Annotated in this window: 15 protein-coding genes; 9 read left to right on the top strand and 6 right to left on the bottom strand. The window is 63.8% G+C overall.

The window, feature by feature from the left end; genetic code table 11:
- Positions 1 to 267: 267 nt before the first annotated feature.
- Positions 268 to 909, bottom strand: coding sequence for a hypothetical protein (locus U0O11_RS04795; protein ID WP_225347733.1), 642 nt, complete (start codon positions 907 to 909; stop codon positions 268 to 270).
- 75 nt (positions 910 to 984) lie between these two features.
- Positions 985 to 1,689: an SURF1 family protein gene (locus U0O11_RS04790; protein WP_225347732.1), complete on the bottom strand. Its 705-nt coding sequence runs from the start codon at positions 1,687 to 1,689 to the stop codon at positions 985 to 987.
- A gap of 118 nt (positions 1,690 to 1,807) precedes the next feature.
- Between U0O11_RS04790 and U0O11_RS04785 the strand changes: the two genes are divergently transcribed.
- Positions 1,808 to 1,999 carry a DUF2909 domain-containing protein gene (locus U0O11_RS04785; RefSeq protein ID WP_043337068.1) on the top strand — a complete coding sequence of 64 codons (192 nt, stop codon included), beginning with the start codon at positions 1,808 to 1,810 and terminating at the stop codon, positions 1,997 to 1,999.
- A 17-nt stretch (positions 2,000 to 2,016) separates the two neighbouring features.
- On the opposite strand, the gene U0O11_RS04780 is transcribed toward U0O11_RS04785, so the two are convergent.
- From U0O11_RS04780 to coxB, 4 genes are read right to left on the bottom strand one after another with little or no spacing between them, the layout of a single operon-like run.
- Positions 2,017 to 2,877, bottom strand: a complete 861-nt coding sequence (locus U0O11_RS04780; RefSeq protein WP_131431479.1) for a cytochrome c oxidase subunit 3 — start codon at positions 2,875 to 2,877, stop codon at positions 2,017 to 2,019.
- Positions 2,874 to 3,467 (bottom strand): cytochrome c oxidase assembly protein, encoded by a 594-nt coding sequence (locus tag U0O11_RS04775; RefSeq protein ID WP_225347731.1) that lies wholly within the window; start codon positions 3,465 to 3,467, stop codon positions 2,874 to 2,876. The genes U0O11_RS04780 and U0O11_RS04775 overlap by 4 nt, the downstream gene beginning before the upstream one ends.
- Positions 3,468 to 3,494: 27 nt before the next feature.
- Positions 3,495 to 5,147 (bottom strand): cytochrome c oxidase subunit I, encoded by a 1,653-nt coding sequence (gene ctaD / locus U0O11_RS04770; protein WP_107335293.1) that lies wholly within the window; start codon positions 5,145 to 5,147, stop codon positions 3,495 to 3,497.
- Between the two features lie 30 nt (positions 5,148 to 5,177).
- The gene (coxB, locus tag U0O11_RS04765) at positions 5,178 to 6,353 is read right to left on the bottom strand and encodes a cytochrome c oxidase subunit II (protein WP_225347730.1); all 1,176 of its coding nucleotides are present in this window, start codon (positions 6,351 to 6,353) and stop codon (positions 5,178 to 5,180) included.
- A 490-nt stretch (positions 6,354 to 6,843) separates the two neighbouring features.
- Between coxB and U0O11_RS04760 the strand changes: the two genes are divergently transcribed.
- From U0O11_RS04760 to U0O11_RS04725, 8 genes are all read left to right on the top strand, one after another.
- A complete protein-coding gene (locus U0O11_RS04760) occupies positions 6,844 to 8,592 on the top strand; it encodes a carbon starvation CstA family protein (protein ID WP_225347729.1) in 1,749 nt (582 codons plus the stop codon).
- Positions 8,582 to 8,902: a cory-CC-star protein gene (locus tag U0O11_RS04755; RefSeq protein ID WP_199852375.1), complete on the top strand. Its 321-nt coding sequence runs from the start codon at positions 8,582 to 8,584 to the stop codon at positions 8,900 to 8,902. Before U0O11_RS04760 ends, U0O11_RS04755 begins: the two co-directional genes overlap by 11 nt.
- Positions 8,893 to 10,134 (top strand): ArsA family ATPase, encoded by a 1,242-nt coding sequence (locus U0O11_RS04750; protein ID WP_324691910.1) that lies wholly within the window; start codon positions 8,893 to 8,895, stop codon positions 10,132 to 10,134. The genes U0O11_RS04755 and U0O11_RS04750 overlap by 10 nt, the downstream gene beginning before the upstream one ends.
- A 549-nt stretch (positions 10,135 to 10,683) precedes the next feature.
- Positions 10,684 to 11,982 (top strand): efflux RND transporter periplasmic adaptor subunit, encoded by a 1,299-nt coding sequence (locus U0O11_RS04745; RefSeq protein WP_225347727.1) that lies wholly within the window; start codon positions 10,684 to 10,686, stop codon positions 11,980 to 11,982.
- A gap of 101 nt (positions 11,983 to 12,083) precedes the next feature.
- Positions 12,084 to 15,215, top strand: a complete 3,132-nt coding sequence (locus tag U0O11_RS04740) for an efflux RND transporter permease subunit (RefSeq protein ID WP_215824022.1) — start codon at positions 12,084 to 12,086, stop codon at positions 15,213 to 15,215.
- Positions 15,216 to 15,591: 376 nt separating this feature from the next.
- Positions 15,592 to 17,094, top strand: coding sequence for a paraquat-inducible protein A (locus U0O11_RS04735; RefSeq protein ID WP_225347726.1), 1,503 nt, complete (start codon positions 15,592 to 15,594; stop codon positions 17,092 to 17,094).
- Positions 17,091 to 18,725, top strand: coding sequence for an intermembrane transport protein PqiB (pqiB, locus tag U0O11_RS04730; protein WP_225347725.1), 1,635 nt, complete (start codon positions 17,091 to 17,093; stop codon positions 18,723 to 18,725). Before U0O11_RS04735 ends, pqiB begins: the two co-directional genes overlap by 4 nt.
- Before the next feature lie 80 nt (positions 18,726 to 18,805).
- Positions 18,806 to 19,432 (top strand): PqiC family protein, encoded by a 627-nt coding sequence (locus U0O11_RS04725; protein WP_225347724.1) that lies wholly within the window; start codon positions 18,806 to 18,808, stop codon positions 19,430 to 19,432.
- Positions 19,433 to 19,476: the final 44 nt, after the last annotated feature.

The following is a 19,476-nucleotide window of genomic DNA, read 5'->3' as shown; positions in this document are numbered from 1 at the left end:
GCCGAGGCAGCAACGCCGCCCCTCGTTGGCGAGCTCGCGAGACGGCGCAGGCCCGCGGTGGATAGCGCTTCTGTATGGCGAGGCGAGACATGGCATATCTCCCTGGTGAAGCGAAAGAAGATCACGCGCGGCCTGGCGAGGCTTGGTCTGGAGAGGTCCGGCCTGGCGAGGCGCTAACTATCGAGGTCCGACCTGGCTAGGCGCTAACTATCGAGGTCCGACCTGGCTAGGCGCTAACTATCGAGGTCCGACCTGGCTAGGCGCGACCTATCGAGGAGCAACCGGATTACGCTTGAGCAGCCGGCGCACATCCTTCATCACGGCCTGCGGCGTGATCTCGGGCCCGTAGGCGACCACGACCTGCCCATGAGGGTCGATCAGGCGCAACTGGTGCGACGCGGAAGTGGCATCGTTCGGTGCCGGCCAGCGCCCGAGCGCCCGTTGCTCGCCCGGCACCCGGGGATGCACAAAGGTCTTTTCAGCCACCACCAGGCGGCCCAGGCGTGGCGCCTCCTTGCCAAGTGCGCGATGCAGGCGCCACCAGCGCTCGGCCTGCGCCGCGGCCAGCTGCGGCTGGTTCGGCTCCGGCCAGCTGAGCCAGAAACGCTGTTCATCCGCGCCTCGGGCGGCCAGCGGCGGCATGCCGGGAGCCTCCTTCGCGCTAACAGCACCGTCAGTCGCGTTTCCTGTGGCGTTTTCGGTGACGTTGTCAGTGGCGTTCTCTGTCACGAGGTAGTCGAGCGACCAGTCCGTGAGCGGCTTGACCTTTGGCAACAGGGCACCGTTTGCCACCCGCCCCTCGGGAATCCCGACCTGTGCGCTCAGCATGGCCCACGCCAAGGGCAGCGGGGCGGACAACAGCCCCAGCAAGGCCACGAGTTTCAGACGCTGTCGCATCACGTGTGTCATCGCTCTCCTCCTGACGACGGCTTCCCTGCTTGCCCGGGTGTGCGGACAACAGACTCAAGACATAAGCACCAGACGCTAGGCCTGGCGCTGACGCAGCGCGGACTGGCGTTGACGGCGCGCGCCCAGAATCATGACCACCGCCGCCCCCAGGCTGAGTCCCAGCCACTGCAGCGCATAGGCGTAATGACGCTCCGGCGTCATGTTGCTCGGCTGCCACCAGGGCAGGAATCGCCCCTCCCCGCTCGTCTGGTGCAGAACACCCGCAAAGGCCGGTGTGCCCAGCGCCTGCCAGGCGCTCAGATCGACCTGCTGCAGGCGCTGCCCCTCGCGATTGGGGCCGAACAGTGGGCCACCACTGTTGCCCTGGCCGTTCAACCACTGCCAGCGACCACTGATCACCCCGGAGCCTGTCGGGGTCGTGAACTCCGGGTCACTGCGCGGGGCCGGCGATGCCACGAAGCCACGCTCCACCAGCCACCAGCGGCCATCCAGCGTTCGGAAGGGCGTGAGCACCGCCACGCCATGGCGCTTGTCCAGCGTGCGGTTGTCCAGCAGCAGGCTGTGTTCCGCGAGCCACTCGCCGCGCAGCTCGATCAGGCTGGCACTGGCGGGCGGTGCCGTCGGCATCACCAGCTCCGGCGCGCTGGCGGTATCCTCCAGATGCTGGGCACGCGCCTGGCCACGCATCACCTGCCAGCTGCACAGACACAGACCGAGCACGATCAGGCATCCCCAGAACAGCCACCAGCCGCGTCCGACCTGGCGCTCCTGCGTCGGCACCGTTGAAGACCCCTGCGCCGCTGGCACTGACTTGCGCTTGTCAGCCGGATGAGCTCGACTGTCACAAGCGAGTGCCGCGCTGTGCTCACCCGCCACTGTCTGCGCCCCGGGAGGTGACATGCTGCTCAAATCGCTGATCGCACTGGTCTTTATCGGCATGCTGGCAAGCCTGGTCGCCGGCGCCGGTTTTCTGCTGCGCGATGGCAGCCGCAGTCGACGCCTGCTGACCTCTCTCAAATGGCGGGTTGGCCTGGCAGTGTGTCTGGTGATTCTGCTGGTCATTGGCTTCTCCACCGGAATGCTGGACTGACATCACGCCGCGTGCTGTCAGAACACATAGACGAACAGGAACAGACCGATCCACACCGCATCGACGAAGTGCCAGTACCAGGCAGCCGCTTCGAAGGCGAAGTGACGTTCACTCGAGAAGTGGCCGCGTATCACGCGCACCAGCATCACGATCAGAATCAGGGTGCCGATGGTGACGTGCAGACCATGAAAACCGGTCAGCAGGAAGAAGGTGCCGCCATAGACCCCCGCCTGCAGCGTCAGCCCCAGGTGGTGCCAGGCCTCGTAGTATTCGATGCCCTGCAGGGTCAGAAAGCACAGCCCCAGTACCACGGTGCCCGCCAGCCAGTTGCGCGCCGTGCGCCGAAACTCCATCTTCAGCGCTTCATGCGCCACCGTCAGCGTGACGCTGGAACTGACCAGCAACAGCGTGTTGGCCAGCGGCAGCTGCCAGGGCGACAGCAGCTCTCTGGGCCCGGCGATGCTGGCATCCGGCGGCGTCATCAGGGGCCAGCTGGCGGTGAAGTCCGGCCACAGCAACGCCGTCACTCCCTTGGCGCCCTCACCATCGAGCCAGGGCAGCGCGAAGGTTCGCAGATAGAACAGCGCCCCGAAGAAGGCCGCGAAGAACATCAATTCCGAAAAGATGAACCAGGCCATGCCCCAGCGGAACGAGCGGTCCATCTGGTCATCGTAGAGGCCGCCCATCGACTCGCGCACCACATCCCGAAACCAGCCCGCCATCACCAGCACAACGGCCAGCAGGCCGATGCCTGACAACCAGGCGGCGCTGCCGTGCACCATCCAGATTCCGGTGCCGATCATCATGCCGCCCACCGCCAGCACGCCGAAGATGGGCCAGGCACTGTGGGCCGGGACGTAATAGCTGCCACTGCTCATGTTTCACCTCCTGCAGAATTCTCTGCACCATCGTCCCCCGCGGATGACGGCGTCATGACCGGATAGAGCGTGTACGCCAGGGTCAGATCACGAATGCCCTCCGGAAGGTCAGGGTCGACCTGAAAGACCAGCGGCAGCTCGCGCCGCTCGCCTGCTGCCAGCGTCTGCTCCTGGAAGCAGAAGCACATGATCTTGCGCAGATGCAGTGAGCCCTCGGCAGGACTGACACTGGGGACCGCGCGGCCACGCACCGGATAATCGGCATGATTGGTGAACACGAAGCGCGCGCTGTACTGGCCACCGGGGTGGATGCGGAACTGCTCATCCAGCGCCTCGAGTGTCCACGGCAGACCCTGCCCCTGCTGGGTGATGAAGCGCACCGAGACCCAGCGGCTCTCGTCGATCTCCATCGCCACCGCGGCCTTGGCCTGACTGGCGGCCTTGCCATTCAGGCCGGTGAGATTGCAGAAGACGTCATAGAGCGGCACCAGCGCGAAGGCGAAGCCCAACATCGCGACCAGCGCCAGCAGCGTGCGCCGCACGGTGCGTGCCACTGCCTGTTGCTGTGCTGCGTGATCGCGTGAGGGCATGTCACTCTCCTGGCCGCTGTCCATCGCTCAGCGGATGATCTGGCCATCGCGGGTCTGCGGGGGAATCTCGAAGGTGTGCAGCGGCGCCGGGCTCGGCACGCTCCACTCCAGGTCCACCGCGCCCTCCCAGGCACACGCCGGCGCCCTGACACCGCCGCGCGCGCACTTGACGATCACGACCAGGAACAGCAGCTGCGAGATACCGAACAGGAAGGCGCCGATGCTGGACAGCATGTTGAAGTCGGCGAATTGCAGCGCGTAATCCGGAATGCGGCGCGGCATGCCGGCCAGCCCCGAGAAGTGCATCGGGAAGAAGGTCAGGTTGACGCCGATGACCGACAGCCAGAAATGCCACTTCGAGAGCCCCTCGTGGGGATAGAAGCCGGTCCACTTGGGCAGCCAGTAGTAGGCTCCGGCGAGAATCGCGAACAGCGCGCCGGGCACCAGCACATAGTGGAAATGCGCCACCACGAAGTAGGTGTCGTGGTACTGGAAATCCGCCGGGGCGATGGCCAGCATCAGGCCCGAGAAGCCGCCGATGGTGAACTGGACGATGAAGGCGATCGCAAACAGCATCGGGGGCTCGAAGCTGATGGAGCCGCGGAACATGGTGGCGATCCAGTTGAAGACCTTCACGCCGGTCGGCACCGCGATCAGCATCGTCGTGTACATGAAGAACAGTTCCGCCACCAGTGGCAGGCCGACGGCGAACATGTGATGCGCCCAGACCAGGAAGGACATGATCGCGATGGAGCCGGTGGCGTAGACCATCGAGGCGTAACCGAACAATCGCTTGCGCGAGAAGGTCGGCACGATGGCGGACACGATGCCGAAGGCCGGCAGGATCATGATGTAGACCTCGGGATGCCCGAAGAACCAGAACAGATGCTGGAACAGCACCGGGTCGCCGCCACCGGCGGCATTGAAGTAGCTGGTGCCGAAGTTGATGTCGAACAGCATCATGGTGATGGCACCCGCCAGCACCGGCATCACCGCGATCAGCAGGAAGGCGGTGATCAGCCAGGTCCAGACGAACAGCGGCATGTCCATCAGGCGCATGCCCGGGGCACGCAGATTGAGGATGGTGGCGATGATGTTGATGGCGCCGAGAATCGAGCTGATGCCGGCGATGTGCAGCGAGAAGATGAAGAAGCTGGTCGAAGGCGGCGCATAGGTGGTGGACAGCGGCGCGTAGAAGGTCCAGCCGAAGTTGGGGCCACCGCCCTCCATCAGCAGGGTGGAGAGCAGCAACAGGAAGGCGACCGGCAACAGCCAGAAGCTGAAGTTGTTGAGGCGCGGCAGCGCCATGTCGGGCGCGCCGATCTGCAGCGGAATCATCCAGTTGGCCAGCCCGGTGAAGGCCGGCATGATGGCGCCGAACACCATGATCAGCCCGTGCATGGTGGTCATCTGGTTGAAGAACTCCGGCTGCACCATCTGCAGGCCGGGCTGGAACAGCTCGGTGCGGATCACCAGCGCCATGATGCCGCCGATGAACAGCATGCTCAGCGAGAAGATCAGATAGAGGGTGCCGATATCCTTGTGATTGGTGGTCAGCAGCCAGCGCAGCATGCCGCGCGGCGCGCTGCCGTGGCCCTCGCCCACATGAGCGCCGCCTGCGGTGGCCCCCTCGCTCTCGCTGGCCTGAAGTACCGCCTTGCGTGGCTGTTCACTGGCCATGACACGCCTCCTGAATGCGTCGCTTGCACGCTATTGAGACAGCTGTTCCTTGATGACGGCTGGCTGCACCAGCTCGCCGGTATCGTTGCCCCAGGCGTTGCGCTCATAGGTGATGACAGCCGCCAGCTCGACCGGGCTCAGCACATCGGCGAAGGCCGCCATGGGCGTGCCCGCCTTGCCGTTGACCACGATATCGATGTGCGCCTGGATGTCCTGGGTGACGATGGCACTGCCCACCAGCGAGGGGAACGCCGGCGGCATGCCCTGGCCATCCGGCTGGTGGCAGGAGGCGCAGATGGTGGCGTAGGTCTTCTCGCCCTTCTCCATCAGCTCCTCGAGGCTCCAGTCACGACCGGCATCGTTGAGCGCGGCCTCGGCTTCGGCCTTGCGCGCGATCAGCCACTCATCGAACTCGGCCTCCGGCAACGCCTCGACCACCACCGGCATGAAGCCGTGGTCCTTGCCGCACAGCTCGGTGCACTGGCCACGATAGGTGCCGGGGGTCTCGATACGCGTCCAGGCCTCATTGATGAAGCCGGGGATGGCATCCTTCTTGACGCCGAAGTCCGGCACCCACCAGGAGTGGATGACGTCGGCGGAGGTGGTCAGGAAGCGCACCTTGCGATTGATGGGCAACACCAGCGGGTTGTCGACTTCCAGCAGGTAATGCTCGCCCTTGGTGGCGGTGTTGTTGATCTGCTCGCGCGGGGTCGCGAGGCTTGAGGTGAAGGCGACATCCTCGCCCAGATACTCGTACTGCCAGCGCCATTGATGGCCGGTGATCTTCACGTCCAGCGCCGATTCGGAGGCGTCGTACATGTCCTTGAGCGTGGCGGTGGCAGGCACCGCCATCACCACCAGGATCAACAGCGGGATGGCGGTCCACAGAATCTCGATACGGGTATTTTCATGGAAGCTTGCCGATACCGCACCGCGTGACTTGCGGTGCTTGATCATCGCGTAGCCCATCACACCGAACACCACGATGCCGATGACCACACAGATCCAGAAGATGATCATGTGCAGCGAGTGGATCTCGCGGCTGACCGCGGTGACCCCGACCGGCATGTTGTATTCCACTGCCAGCACCGAAGGGGAAAGGGCTGTCAGTGACAAGGCCGTCAGTGACAGGGTCGTCACTGTACGTCGCAAGCGCAGACGCATTGGCCTGGTGACACGGGAAAGGCATTCCGCGATCCATGACATCGGCGCCTCCTTGTCTTTGTTATCGAGAGCCTCACCCAGATGACGGCGCTGAGCGGCTCCCCGTGCTCCGACTTGCTTCGAGTATAGAAGAGCTTGGCGGAACACAAGGTCGCGTGGATCAACCCACTGATACTCCTTGGTCGCAAGGCAGAGCGAGGCAAAAACGGCTACCCCGCGCGTGATGCCGCCTGAGCACAAGGCAGTGGCGCGCTTCTGCGTTCAGTCCACGCAGAGAGGCGGCGATTGAGTCATTGCCAAGAAGTCGGCTGGCGATATGCCGGCGCGCATCGGGGCGACCAATGGCGAAGTTATATGCGCATTTATCGATGTTAGCGTCACGCCGATCTGCACCAGTGTGTTGAAAGTCTTGCTTGAAAACCCTGACGGAAGGTCTTGCTCGGCGGGCGCTCGACAGCGGCATGTCGAGCTGACAACCGGTACACGCCAGCACGCCCTACTCAATCCATCACCACGCCCCTCGGAATCTGCCATGAACGCCATCTGGCTTGCCCTGTTCGGCTGCGTTGCCTTCGCCATCGGCTATCGCTTCTATTCCCGCTTTCTGGCCGAACGCATCTTCCGCCTCGACCCGAATTTCGTGACACCAGCCCATGCGCTGCGCGATGACACCGACTACCTGCCGACCAATCGTTGGGTGCTGTGGGGCCACCATTTCACCTCGGTGGCGGGCGCAGCCCCCATCGTCGGTCCGGCGATCGCCGTCTACTGGGGCTGGCTGCCGGCCGTGCTGTGGGTCGTACTGGGCAGTCTGTTCGCGGCAGGTGTGCATGATTTCGGCACCTTGACGCTGTCAGCGCGCCATCGCGGCCAGTCCGTCGGCACCCTGGCGGACAAGCTGATCGGCAAGCGTGCCAAGCTGCTGTTTCTGTTCATCATCCTGATTCTGGTCTTGATGCTGAACGCGGTGTTCGCTTGGGTGATCGCCAATCTGTTCATCAACTTCCCGGCCAGCGTGCTGTCGGTGTTGATCCAGATCCCGCTGGCGGTATGGATCGGTCATCGCGTCTATCGTCGTGGCGGCAAGATGTTGATCCCCTCGCTGCTCGCGCTGATGGTGATGTATGCCGCCGCCCTGCTGGCGGGCCAGTTCGAGTTCCTGCAGATCGATCTGGCCGGTGCCTTCACCGCCATGGCGGGTGGCGAGGATGCCACCTTGCTGTTCGGCCTTTCGCCCATCTCCAGCGCCTTCCTGGTGTGGATCATCGCGCTGATGAGCTATGTCTACATCGCATCGGTACTGCCGGTCTGGAAGCTGCTGCAGCCACGCGACACCATCAACTCTCACCAGCTGGTGGTCGGGCTGGTACTGCTGTATCTGGGGCTGGCCGTAGGTGGCCCGCATCTGACGGCGCCGGCCTTCAACGCCGATGCCGAGATGTCCTTCTACCCATTGCTGTTCATCACCATCGCCTGCGGCGCCATCTCTGGCTTCCACGGCCTGGTCGCCTCCGGGACCACCTCCAAGCAGCTGTCCCATGAACCGGATGCGCGCATGATCGGTTACTCCGGCGCGCTGGGCGAAGGCATGCTGGCGCTGATTTCCATCATCGCGGTGGCGACCCTGTTCGCAACCCAGGCCGACTTCACCGCAACCTATTCAAGCTTCGCCGCCGCCGGGGCCAATGGCCTCTCGAGCTTCGTTCAGGGATCCGGTCAGCTGATCTCGCACCTCGGCCTGCCCGCCAACGTCGGCAGTACGCTGGTCGCGGTCATCGTGGTCAGCTTCGCGGCGACGACGCTGGACTCCGCCGTGCGCCTGATGCGCTACATCATCGCGGAACTGGGCAGCGAATACGGCATGCCGGCGCTCAGCCACAAGCATGTCGCCACCAGCATCGCCGTCATCGCCAGTGCCGCACTGGTCATCCTGCCGCAGGGACCCAAGGGTTTCGGTTCCGGCGGCTACCTGCTGTGGCCGTTGTTCGGCACCAGCAATCAGCTGCTGGCGGGCATCTCGCTGATGCTGGTGTCGGTGTGGCTCAAGCGTCAGGGCCGCCCTGTCATCTATACCCTGGCCCCGATGGTCTTCTTGATGATCATGACGCTGTGGGCGATGGTGCAGCAGGTGGTGCTGGATTGGTCGGGCATGGGCAGCAACGACCCGCAATGGCTGTTGTTCACCTTCGGCAGCCTGATCATGGTGTTTGCGCTGTGGATCCTGCTCGAGGCCAGCCGCAGCCTGAAGTCTCCCGCCCGGGTGAGCGCTCATGAGAGCTGATGACGATACCCGGTTGGCGTCATCACCCCGCCAGCCGGGTCTGACACGGCGCCTGCTGACAGGCGCCATTCAGCTGCGGGATGGCTGGGAGGCCATGCTGCGCGTCAACCAGCAGCGCGATCTGGCGCAGCTTGCCCGTGAAGAGGAGGACATCTTCATGATGATGAGCTTCGCGGAGCTGATGGGCATTCCCAATCCGGCCCCCGCCGTCTCGCTGGAAATGCTGCCGCTGATGCTGGAACGCATGCATGACTGGCACCTGCGTCAGGGGCTTGAGCATTCACCGCTGGAGGGCATCAAGTGCTGTTGAGCAGGCTCTGGAAACGCGCAGCATCCCGCACGGCGAAAGATACGGCTGTCTGGGCAGGCACTCAGCCGTCAGCGGCTCACGAGACTTACGAGACTCACGAGACTTACGAGACTCACGAGACTCACACTCACCAGTCTGGCCGAGCGCCGGAGCAAGCCGGGATATCCAAGCACCCCGAGATCTGGTTCTTCGGTGGCAAGGGCGGTGTCGGCAAGACCAGCTGCGCGGCCGCGCAGGCGCTGGCACTGGCGGAGAAAGGCGAAGCGACCCTGCTGGTGTCGACAGACCCCGCGCACAACCTCGGCGACCTGTTCGGTGCGATCGGTGGCAAGCCCTGCAACATCGCGCCGCGCCTCGACGTGATGGAACTGGACCCCGAGCGGGAATGCGACCGCTACCTGGAGGCGGTCCGCCACCGGATCGCCCCCCTGGTAAGTGGCGAGCGCAGTGCCACCGTGATGCGCCAGCTCGAGCTGTCACGCCACGCCCCCGGCACCAGTGAAGCGGCACTCTTCGATGCGCTGGTGGAGATCATCCTGACTCCGCCAGCCCCGCTGGAAGATGAAGCCCCACACTATCGCCATATCCTGTTCGATACGGCCCCCAGCGGGCACACCATTCGCCTGCTGAGTCTGCCCGAAGTGCTGGGCGGCTGGCTGGAGGGCATGCTGGGTCAGCGCAGGCGCGCCATCGCCGAACGCAGCCTGTGGCTGGACAGTCAGCAGGCATCAGAGACGCCAGGCGAAGAAGCGCCGGAAGACCCGATCAGCGAGGCGCTGGAGCAACGCCGTACGCGCTACGCAGCATTGCGTCAGCGCTTGAGCGATACCCGCCGGGCGCGCGTGATTCTGGTCAGCACGCCGGAGAAGCTGCCGTGTCTGGAGACGACCCGAACACGAGAGGCACTGGAAGCCCATGGCCTGGCCGTCGGCGGCTTGATCATCAATCAATGCCTGCCGGAGCCCGCCGCGCAAGGGGCTGGCGGTCCCTCCTCAACGCCCCACGAGTCGCAGGCTGACTGGGTCGCGACCTGGCGAGAACAGCAGCAACACTGGGCCGCCAGACTGGAGGAGGCCTTCGCTGATCGCCCATGCGTGCGTCTGCTGCGCCAACCACAGCTGCCGGAGGATCGCGCAAGCCTTGCCCCGCTGGTGGCACAGTTCACTGCGTTCCGCCCCTGGTCACCCACCCCTGCCGCGTCCTCTTGCGGTTGCGCTGCTCCCGCCAGATGACTCGAGAGGTCGCCATGCGCTTCAGCCCATCAGTGCTTCAGACCCTCAGCCCCCTCAGCACTTCCGCTCTCTCACCCTCCCGCTTTCCCGCTCTCCCGACCTCACGCTGATCCCTTATCCGCCCTGTGCTGACGACATGCATTTGCGCACGGGGTCGGGGAGTTCATCATTCAGACACTTCGATCTGATAACTTATTCAGAATTTGCGCATATTGATGCACCATCACTGCCCTGGCCTCACCTGACTTGTGCACGCACCTTGAGTGAGGCGAGGCATGTGCACGCCTACGGGCATGGCAAGCGAATTGCATTGTCTTGCATCCCCCTCCATGACGTTCAGCATGCTGCTCACATGGCAACAATCTGTTGCAACAGGGTGCGCAATAACTGCACAAAACAACCATACAGTCGCCTCGCCATTCCGATAGAATAGCGGGCTAAATATATTCCTCATCATGACATCGTTGCTTTGACCTGCCGCGCCTGCGGTGAGTCACAATGTGGCGATAGTGACGCACTTCAGCCCCTGAATTTCGTAAAGGACGCTCCATGGCCCCGACTTCCCCCAGTCAATCCCGCTTGCAGAGACACCCATTGGCTTTCAATGCCCGCCGCCTCGGCCTGCTTCCGGCAAGCCTGCTGCTGGTCGGTGCCCTGCTGGCCGGCTGTAGCGGCGACAAGGAGGAGGCTGGCCAAGGCTCCGCCGCAGGTGCCAGCCAGGCCGCTCAGGTCGATGTCGTCACCGTCACTGCCCAGGATGTACCGCTCACCACCGAACTTCCGGGCCGCACGCGTGCCTATCAGATCGCGGAAGTACGTCCGCAGGTCGGCGGCATCATCGAATCGCGCGACTTCACCGAAGGCAGTGACGTCGAGGAAGGTCAGGTGCTCTATCACATCGATTCGCGCACCTATCGCGCCGATGTCGAAAGCGCCAAGGCGAGCCTGGCGCGTGCCGAGGCGAGCCTCAACACCTCGAGCCTCAAGGCCAAGCGCTACAAGAACCTCGTCGCGCGCAAGATGGTCAGCCAGCAGGATTACGATGATGCCGTGGCCACCGTCGGCGAAGACCGTGCCGATGTCGCCTCGGCCAAGGCCGCGGTATCCAGCGCGCAGATCAACCTGGATTACACCAGGGTCACCTCACCGATCAGTGGCCGTATCGGCAAGTCCAGCGTCACCAAGGGCGCACTGGTCACGGCCAGCCAGGAAACAAGCCTGGCCACCGTCCAGCAGCTGGACCCCATCTATGTCGACCTGACCCAGTCCGCCACCGAGGTGCTGCGTCTCAAGCGTGAGCTGGGCGAGAATCGCGATGCCGCCACCGCACCGGTCCAGACGGAAGTCGAGCTGGTGATGGAAGACGGCAGCGTCTATGGCGCCAAGGGCAAGCTGCAGTTCGCGGATGTCACTGTCGACCAGGGGACCGGCATGGTCACGCTGCGCGCACTGTTCCCCAACGAAGATGAGCTGCTGCTGCCGGGCATGTTCGTGCGTGCCCGCCTGACCGAAGCCGTCGCCAAGGATGCCATCCTGATTCCGCAGAAGGCCGTGAGCCGTGACAGCACGGGCCAGGCCAGCGTGATGACGGTCAATGCCGAGAACAAGGTCGAGGCCAAGCAGGTCGTGATCGGTCAGGCCATCGACAATCAGTGGCTGGTGACCAGCGGCCTCGACAGCAATGACAAGGTCATCGTCAGCGGTCTGCAGAAGATCAAGCCGGGTGCCACGGTCGAGATCGCCTCGGACGAGACAGGCACTGACCAGAACGCCGCATCTCAGTCGCGGACTGCTGCCAGCAGCGACTCCTCGGAAAGTGAACAGGCCAGGACCGGCGATAGCCAGTAAGCCTGCCCCCGCTTTTCGCGCCACTGTCGCCAGCCAGACGAGAGACGCTTCTCGTGTGACTGGTGACCGTCCCGAACGACGTTCCAGGAGCCTCAAACGTCATGGCCAGATTCTTCATCGATCGCCCTATCTTTGCCTGGGTGCTCGCCATCATCGTGATGCTGGGGGGTATCTTCAGTATCCTCAAGCTACCGATCGAGCAGTACCCCTCGCTGGCCCCTACCAGCATCACCATTCAGGCTACCTACTCCGGTGCCTCCGCCCAGACGGTGGAAGACACGGTGACCCAGGTCATCGAGCAGCAGATGAACGGCATCGACAATCTGCTGTACATGAGCTCGACCTCGGACTCCCAGGGCAACGCCAGCATCGAGCTGAGCTTTGACACCGGCACCGACCCCGACATCGCCCAGGTTCAGGTACAGAACAAGCTGCAGCTGGCCACTCCGCGCCTGCCGCAATCCGTACAGAACCAGGGTGTCTCGGTCACCAAGTCCTCCGGCAGCTTCCTGATGGTCGCGGCCTTCGTCTCTGACGATGGCAGCATGACCAAGCAGCAATTGACCGACTATGTCGCCTCCGACATCCAGGATGAGGTCGCGCGTGTCCAGGGCGTCGGCGAGACCCAGCTGTTCGGCGCGCCGGGGGCCATGCGTGTCTGGCTCGACCCGCAGAAGCTCAACAACTTCAAGCTGACCACCAGCGACGTCACCACGGCTATCAGCACGCAGAACAACCAGATCGCCTCGGGCCAGCTGGGCAATCTGCCGGCGGAAGAAGGCCAGCAGCTCAACGCCACCATCGTGGCGCAGACCCTGTTTGAAACGCCGGAGCAGTTCGGCAACATCCTGCTCAAGACCCAGGAAGATGGCTCTCAGGTCTATCTGCGTGACGTCGGTCGCGCCGAGAAAGGCGCCGAGACCTACAGCACCGTCAGCCGCTACAACGGCAAGCCTGCTGCAGGCCTGGGGATCAAGCTGGCCTCGGGCGCCAACGCGCTGGACACCGTCCAGGCCGTCAAGGACCGCCTCGATGAGCTGTCCGCCTACTTCCCGCCTGGCATGAGCTTCAAGGTTCCGTACGACACCTCACCCTTCGTCAAGATCTCCATCGAAGAAGTGGTGATGACACTGCTGGAAGCCGTGGCACTGGTCTTCCTGGTGATGCTGCTGTTCCTGCAGAACTTCCGCGCCACCCTGATTCCGACCATCGCGGTCCCGGTCGTGCTGCTGGGCACCTTCGGGGTGCTGGAAGTGCTGGGCTTCTCCATCAATACCCTGACGATGTTCGCCATGGTGCTGGCCATCGGGCTATTGGTCGACGATGCGATCGTGGTGGTGGAAAACGTCGAACGCGTCATGCACGAAGAGAAGCTCTCGCCACTGGAAGCGACCCGCAAGTCGATGGGCCAGATCACCGGCGCACTGGTGGGTATCGGCCTGGTGCTGTCATCCGTGTTCATTCCGATGGCCTTCTTCCCCGGCACCACCGGCGCGATCTTCCGTCAGTTCTCGGTGACCATCGTCTCGGCGATGACGCTGTCGGTACTGGTGGCATTGATCCTGACGCCGGCTCTGTGCGCCACCCTGCTCAAGCCGACCAAGGAGAAGACCACCGGCTTCTTCGGCCTCTTCAACCGGGTCTTCGATCGCTCCAACGCGCGCTACCAGAAAGGCGTTGGCGGCATGCTCAAGCGCACCGGTCGCTCGATGCTGGTCTATGCATTGATCGTCGTCGGCTGTGGCGTGGTGTTCACGCGCATCTCGACCGGCTTCCTGCCGGATGAGGATCAGGGCTATCTGTTCAATCAGGTCATCCTGCCGGTGGGCTCCACTCAGGAGCAGACGCTCGAGACGCTGGAAAAGGTCGAGCATCACTTCCTGGTCGATCAGGAAGATGCGGTTCAGGAAATGTTCGACGTCGCCGGCTTCAGCTTCGCCGGTCGCGGTCAGAACATGGGCCTGGCCTTCATCAACCTGAAGCCGTGGGATGAGCGCGAGCGCGATTCCTTCAGCGTGGTCAGTGAAGCACAGAGCTACTTCGGCACCTTGAAGGAAGCCCTGGTCTTCGCCATCAACCCGCCGCCGATCATGGAGCTGGGCAACGCCAGCGGCTTCGACATGATGCTGGTCGACCGTGGCGGCATCGGCCACAAGGCACTGACCGACGCGCGCAACCAGCTGCTGGGCATGGCGGGCCAGAACCCAGCCGTGACCGGCCTGCGCCCCAATGGTCTGGAAGACAGCCCGCAGTTCACGCTCAACATCGACGAACTCAAGGCGACGGCGATGGGGGTCTCGCTGTCAGAGGTCTACTCGACGCTTTCCACGGCGTGGGGCTCGACCTACGTCAATGACTTCCTCGACAACGGTCGTACCAAGAAGGTCTATGTGCAGGCGGAAGCCAGTGCCCGCATGCAGCCGGAAGACCTCAAGAAGTGGTACGTACGCAACACCTCCGGCGAGATGGTGCCGCTGAGTGCCTTCATCAACGGCGAGTGGACCTACGGGTCGCCGCAGCTGGAACGCTACAACGGCGTCTCCTCGATGGAACTGCTGGGACAGGCGGCACCGGGTTACTCCACCGGTGAGGCCATGCAGGCCATGGAAGAGATGGTCAGCCAGCTCAACAATGGCGTCGCGCTGGAATGGACCGGCATCTCGCTGCAGGAATCCCAGAGTGGCGGCATGGCACCGTATCTGTATGCCATCTCGCTGGTCTTCGTCTTCCTGTGTCTGGCCGCGCTGTATGAGAGCTGGAGCATTCCGTTCTCCGTCATGCTGGTGGTACCGCTGGGGGTGCTGGGTGCCCTGCTCGCCACCTGGATGCGCGGACTCGACAATGACGTCTACTTCCAGGTCGGCCTGGTGACGACCATCGGGCTCTCGGCCAAGAACGCGATCCTGATCGTCGAGTTCGCCAAGGACCTTGAAGTGCAAGGTCGCTCGCTGATCGATGCCACCATGGAAGCCGTGCGCATGCGTCTGCGCCCGATCCTGATGACCTCGCTGGCCTTCACCCTGGGTGCCGTGCCACTGGCCATCTCGACGGGTGCGGGTGCCGCCAGCCGTCACGCCATCGGTAACGGCGTGATCGGCGGGATGATCTCGGCCACGGTGCTGGCGATCTTCCTGGTGCCGGTCTGCTATGTGGTCGTGCGCCGCCTCTTCGGTGAGCCGAAGGACCTCAAGCGAGCCCACGAAGCGGCCCGCCAGGAGGATGACCTTGTCTGATCTCTGATCACGACAGAAGCCTCATTGCTGTCACATTGCGTGACGGCCCTGCACGCCGCCCTCTCTGGGCGGCGTGCCTGTTTGCAGGCTGGCAAAAAAAGGCGCGCTCACGCGGCAAGCATTGAGTGCCATCAGCCTTTTGCGGCATCATGCTACTATCGAACACTGTTTGCCTGCGCAGGCCTGGTGCTCCTACAGCTCCTATACCTTCGCAGGTCCGCGTGTGCATGGGGCCAGGCCACTGACGGCGCATCCCCGAGAGCGCTTCCCCAAGAGCGCAACCACAGGCGTGGTCAAGCCGCGACTGACAACGCCTCTGCGCATGCCCCGAACACGCGCGGCACGGCGATACACCACCCGATCCCGCTGGAGCGACATGCCTCGTCCCCTTGCTGCCCTGCGCCGCTACACCCGGCGTACCTTTGAAACCCGTGATCCGCCGCAGGTGTTCGCGCCTGTCACGTCAGGCGTGTCACGGCGGCGGATGCGTGCCTGCGAGTGCTGCGACCTCGTCGTGGCACTGCCGGCGCTCAAGGCCGGCGAGCGCGCCCGCTGCCCGCGTTGCGATCATCTGTTCGCCCAGCGCCACGCCCATGCCGTGCAGCGCACCCTGGCACTGGCGATGGCGTGCCTGGTGATGCTGGTGCTGACGCTGCCCTTCGAGTTCATCGCCTTTGCCACCAGTGGCATCTCGGCAAGCCTCAGCCTGATCGATACGCCCGCCGCCCTGACGGCCGAGTCCTATCCTTCCCTGGCCGTGCTGCTGATCCTGACCATCGTGATGCTGCCGGCGCTCTACCTGCTGGGCGTCATCTATACGCATGCGGCCATCGGGCTGAAACTGCCCTTGCCAGGCATTCGCGGCATTGCGCGCACCCTGAGCCACCTGCGCCCCTGGATGATGGCGGATGTGTTTCTGGTCGGCGTGATGGTGAGCCTGGTCAAGATCGCCGGCATGGCCGATATCAGCTTCGGTCCTTCCTTCTGGGCGTTCTGCGCCTTCGCCCTGCTGATGACCAAGACGCTGGCCAGCATCGATGGGGATCGCATGTGGTTCGCGCTGGCAGGCGAGCCAGCCGCCCCCAGCGGTACCTTGCCAGGCATCGGCGCCGCCTTGCAGGGACTGGCCAGTTGCCATAGCTGCGGCCTGATCAACGCCTGCGGCGAACGGGAGGCTCACACCCACTGCCGCCGCTGTGGCGACCCTGTCCATCAGCGCAAGACGCAGAGCCTGCAGCGCACCTGGGCATGGCTGATCGCGGCGGCGATTCTGTACATCCCCGCCAATCTCTTCCCGATCATGACCACGGTCAGCCTCGGGGAGAATGACCCGCAGACGATTGCCGGCGGCATCGTGGTGCTCTGGTCACATGGTGACTGGCCCATCGCGATGGTCATCTTCATCGCCAGCATCCTGGTGCCGGCCTCGAAGATGATCGCCATCGCCTGGCTGTGCATCAGCGCCCAGCGCCCCGAGGTGCAGCATGCGCGAGCGCGGGTGACCCTGTACCGCATCACCGAATATGTCGGGCGCTGGTCGATGGTCGATGTCTTCGTGGTGGCGCTGCTGGCCGCGTTGATCCAGCTGGGCGCGCTGATGTCGGTCCACCCGGGGCCCGCGGCGCTGTCCTTTGCCTGCGTGGTGGTGCTGACGATGCTGTCGGCCTTGAGCTTCGACCCACGCCTTGTCTGGGACACCGAGACGGAGAAGACGATGATGGCGAACACGCTGTTCGGTGATCTGCCGCTGACGCCGCTGACGGGCGCCGCGTCTCTTGCTTCGTCCTCGCAGGCCACGCCTCCGTTCACGACGCCATTCACGACCCCGAATGCTTCCCGCAATCCCCCTTCCGCTGCCGCCTCACAGGATGACTTATGAGTGATGATTCTCGCGCACGTCGTGAAAGTCGACGCCGCCTTTCGCCGATCTGGATAGTCCCGATCGTGGCCCTGCTGATCGGCGCCTGGATGGTGTGGCACAACTACGCCAGCCGTGGCCCGCTGATCACGATCGAAATGGAGACAGCGGAAGGTATCGAGGCGGGCAAGACCCTGATCAAGACCCGGAATGTCGAGGTCGGCAAGGTCGAATCCGTGCGTCTGTCGGACAATCTCGACAAGACCATCGTCACCGCGCGCATGTCCAAGGACAGCGAGCGCATGCTCAATGCCGACTCGCGGCTCTGGGTCGTGAAGCCGCGCATCGGTCGTGAGGGCATCAGTGGCCTCAATACCGTGCTGTCGGGGGCCTATATCCAGCTTCAGCCCGGCGACAGCCGCGATGAGGAGGACAACTTCGTGGCGCTGGAGCAACCGCCGGTGACGACGCAGGACGCCAAGGGGCTGCGCATCGACCTCACCAGCAACGATGGCAGCGTGCTCTCGGATGGTGACCCCGTCACCTACGAGGGCTTCGTGGTCGGGCGCGTGGAATCCAGCGAGTTCCGCCCCAGCGAGAAGGAAATGCACTACACCCTGTATATCGACTCGCCCTACCATGAGCTGGTGACCTCCACCACGCGCTTCTGGTCCACCAGCGGGGTCAGCCTGCGCCTGGATTCCCAGGGCCTGCAGGTCGATGTCGGGTCACTGGAAAGCGTACTGAGCGGCGGGGTGGCCTTCGGCATTCCCGAAGACCTGCCGCGTGGTCGTCCAGTGGTCGAGAACACCTCCTTCACGCTGTATTCCGACCAGGAAGAGGCCCGTGAGGGCAGCTTCCACCAGGCCATCGACTACGTGATCATGGTCGACGATACCGTGCGTGGCCTGTCGCGCGGCGCGCCGGTGGAATTCCGCGGCGTCCGTCTCGGCACCGTGGTCAGCGTGCCCTATCGCCTGACTCACCAGCGCGTGCGGACGCTGTCGAGCTTCGAGATTCCGGTGCTGATACGCATCGAGCCCGAACGCCTCGAGGGGCAAGTGGATGATGAAGGCGTGGCGCAGTGGAAGAAGCGCCTCGAGCGCCTCTTCAAGCGTGGCATGCGCGCGACGCTGAAATCCGGCAACCTGCTGACCGGCGCCCTGTTCGTCGATCTCGACTTCTATGACAGTCCGCCGCCCTACAAGGCCGATACCTTCGATGATATCGAGGTCATGCCGAGCGTCTCGGGGGGCCTGGCGCAGATGGAAGCCAAGCTCAATGCCCTGCTCGACAAGCTCAATGCACTCGATGTCGAGCCGGTCCTGAGCAACCTGAACAAGACGCTGTCGGCCTCCGAGAGTCTGGTCAAGCGCCTCGACAAGACGGCCGGTCATGTCGATAGCCTGCTGGGTTCCGAGGCGGTACAGAAGCTGCCGGGCGATATCAGCACCAGCATCGACAACCTCAATCGCACCCTGGATGGTCTGACACCGGATTCTTCCGCCTACCGCAAGCTGGAAGGCGATCTCGAACGACTGGACCGCGTGCTCAAGAAGGCAGAACCACTGCTCGATACGCTGGAGAAGAATCCCTCCAGCCTGATCTTCGACAAGCCGACCACTCGTGATCCAATTCCAAGGGCCCAATGATGACGACAGCCATGAGTCTCTCGACCCGCACAGCCGCCATGCCGCAAGCATGCAGTCCATCTGCCTCACCGCGCACTTCAATGTCGCGCCAGGGCCGCTTCGGCGGCCTGATGGCAGGCTTGCTGATGCTCGGCACACTGGCGGGCTGCACGACTGCCGCCACCGGTGGCGCCTACCTGCTGCCGCAAACGACACAGGCCGCCGCCCAGCGCAGCGTTGCCGCCGATGCGCCCTTGCTGGAAGTGATGCCGGTGCAACTGGCCAGCTACCTGGAAGGCGGAAGTCTGGTCTATCAGACGGACGACATCACGCTGGTACAGGCCAGTCAGAACCTGTGGGCCGATGACCTGCAGGACATGCTGACCCGCCAGCTGCTCACGCAGCTCAAGGCCAGCCCCGCCCAACCGCTGAGCCAGTACCGTATCGCGGACACCAGCCTGAGCGGCCTCAAGGGCGCACGCCTGAGCGTAAGCCTGGATCGCTTCATCGGCCGCCACGATGGCCAGTCCGTCATCACCGGTCGCTGGCGCCTGCGCGGCGTGGATGGCAGCGTGCTGGAGGAAGGCGACATCCAGACGCTGACTCCCCTGACGGATGACGGCTATCCGGCGCTGGTCAATAGCCTGGGCGAAGGCTGGCGTGTGACCGGCGAGCAGTTGGCACGCGAGATCGCCAAGGCATTGCCCGCCACGGCGGATGCCAGCTGACGACCTGACGGTCTGATAGAAAAGAGCACGGTTGGATACCCAGA

Source organism: Cobetia sp. D5, from assembly GCF_035666195.1.
GTDB lineage: Bacteria > Pseudomonadota > Gammaproteobacteria > Pseudomonadales > Halomonadaceae > Cobetia > Cobetia amphilecti.
The sequence above is the reverse complement of the archived record's forward strand: the minus strand, read 5'-3'. Positions and strand labels throughout refer to the sequence as shown.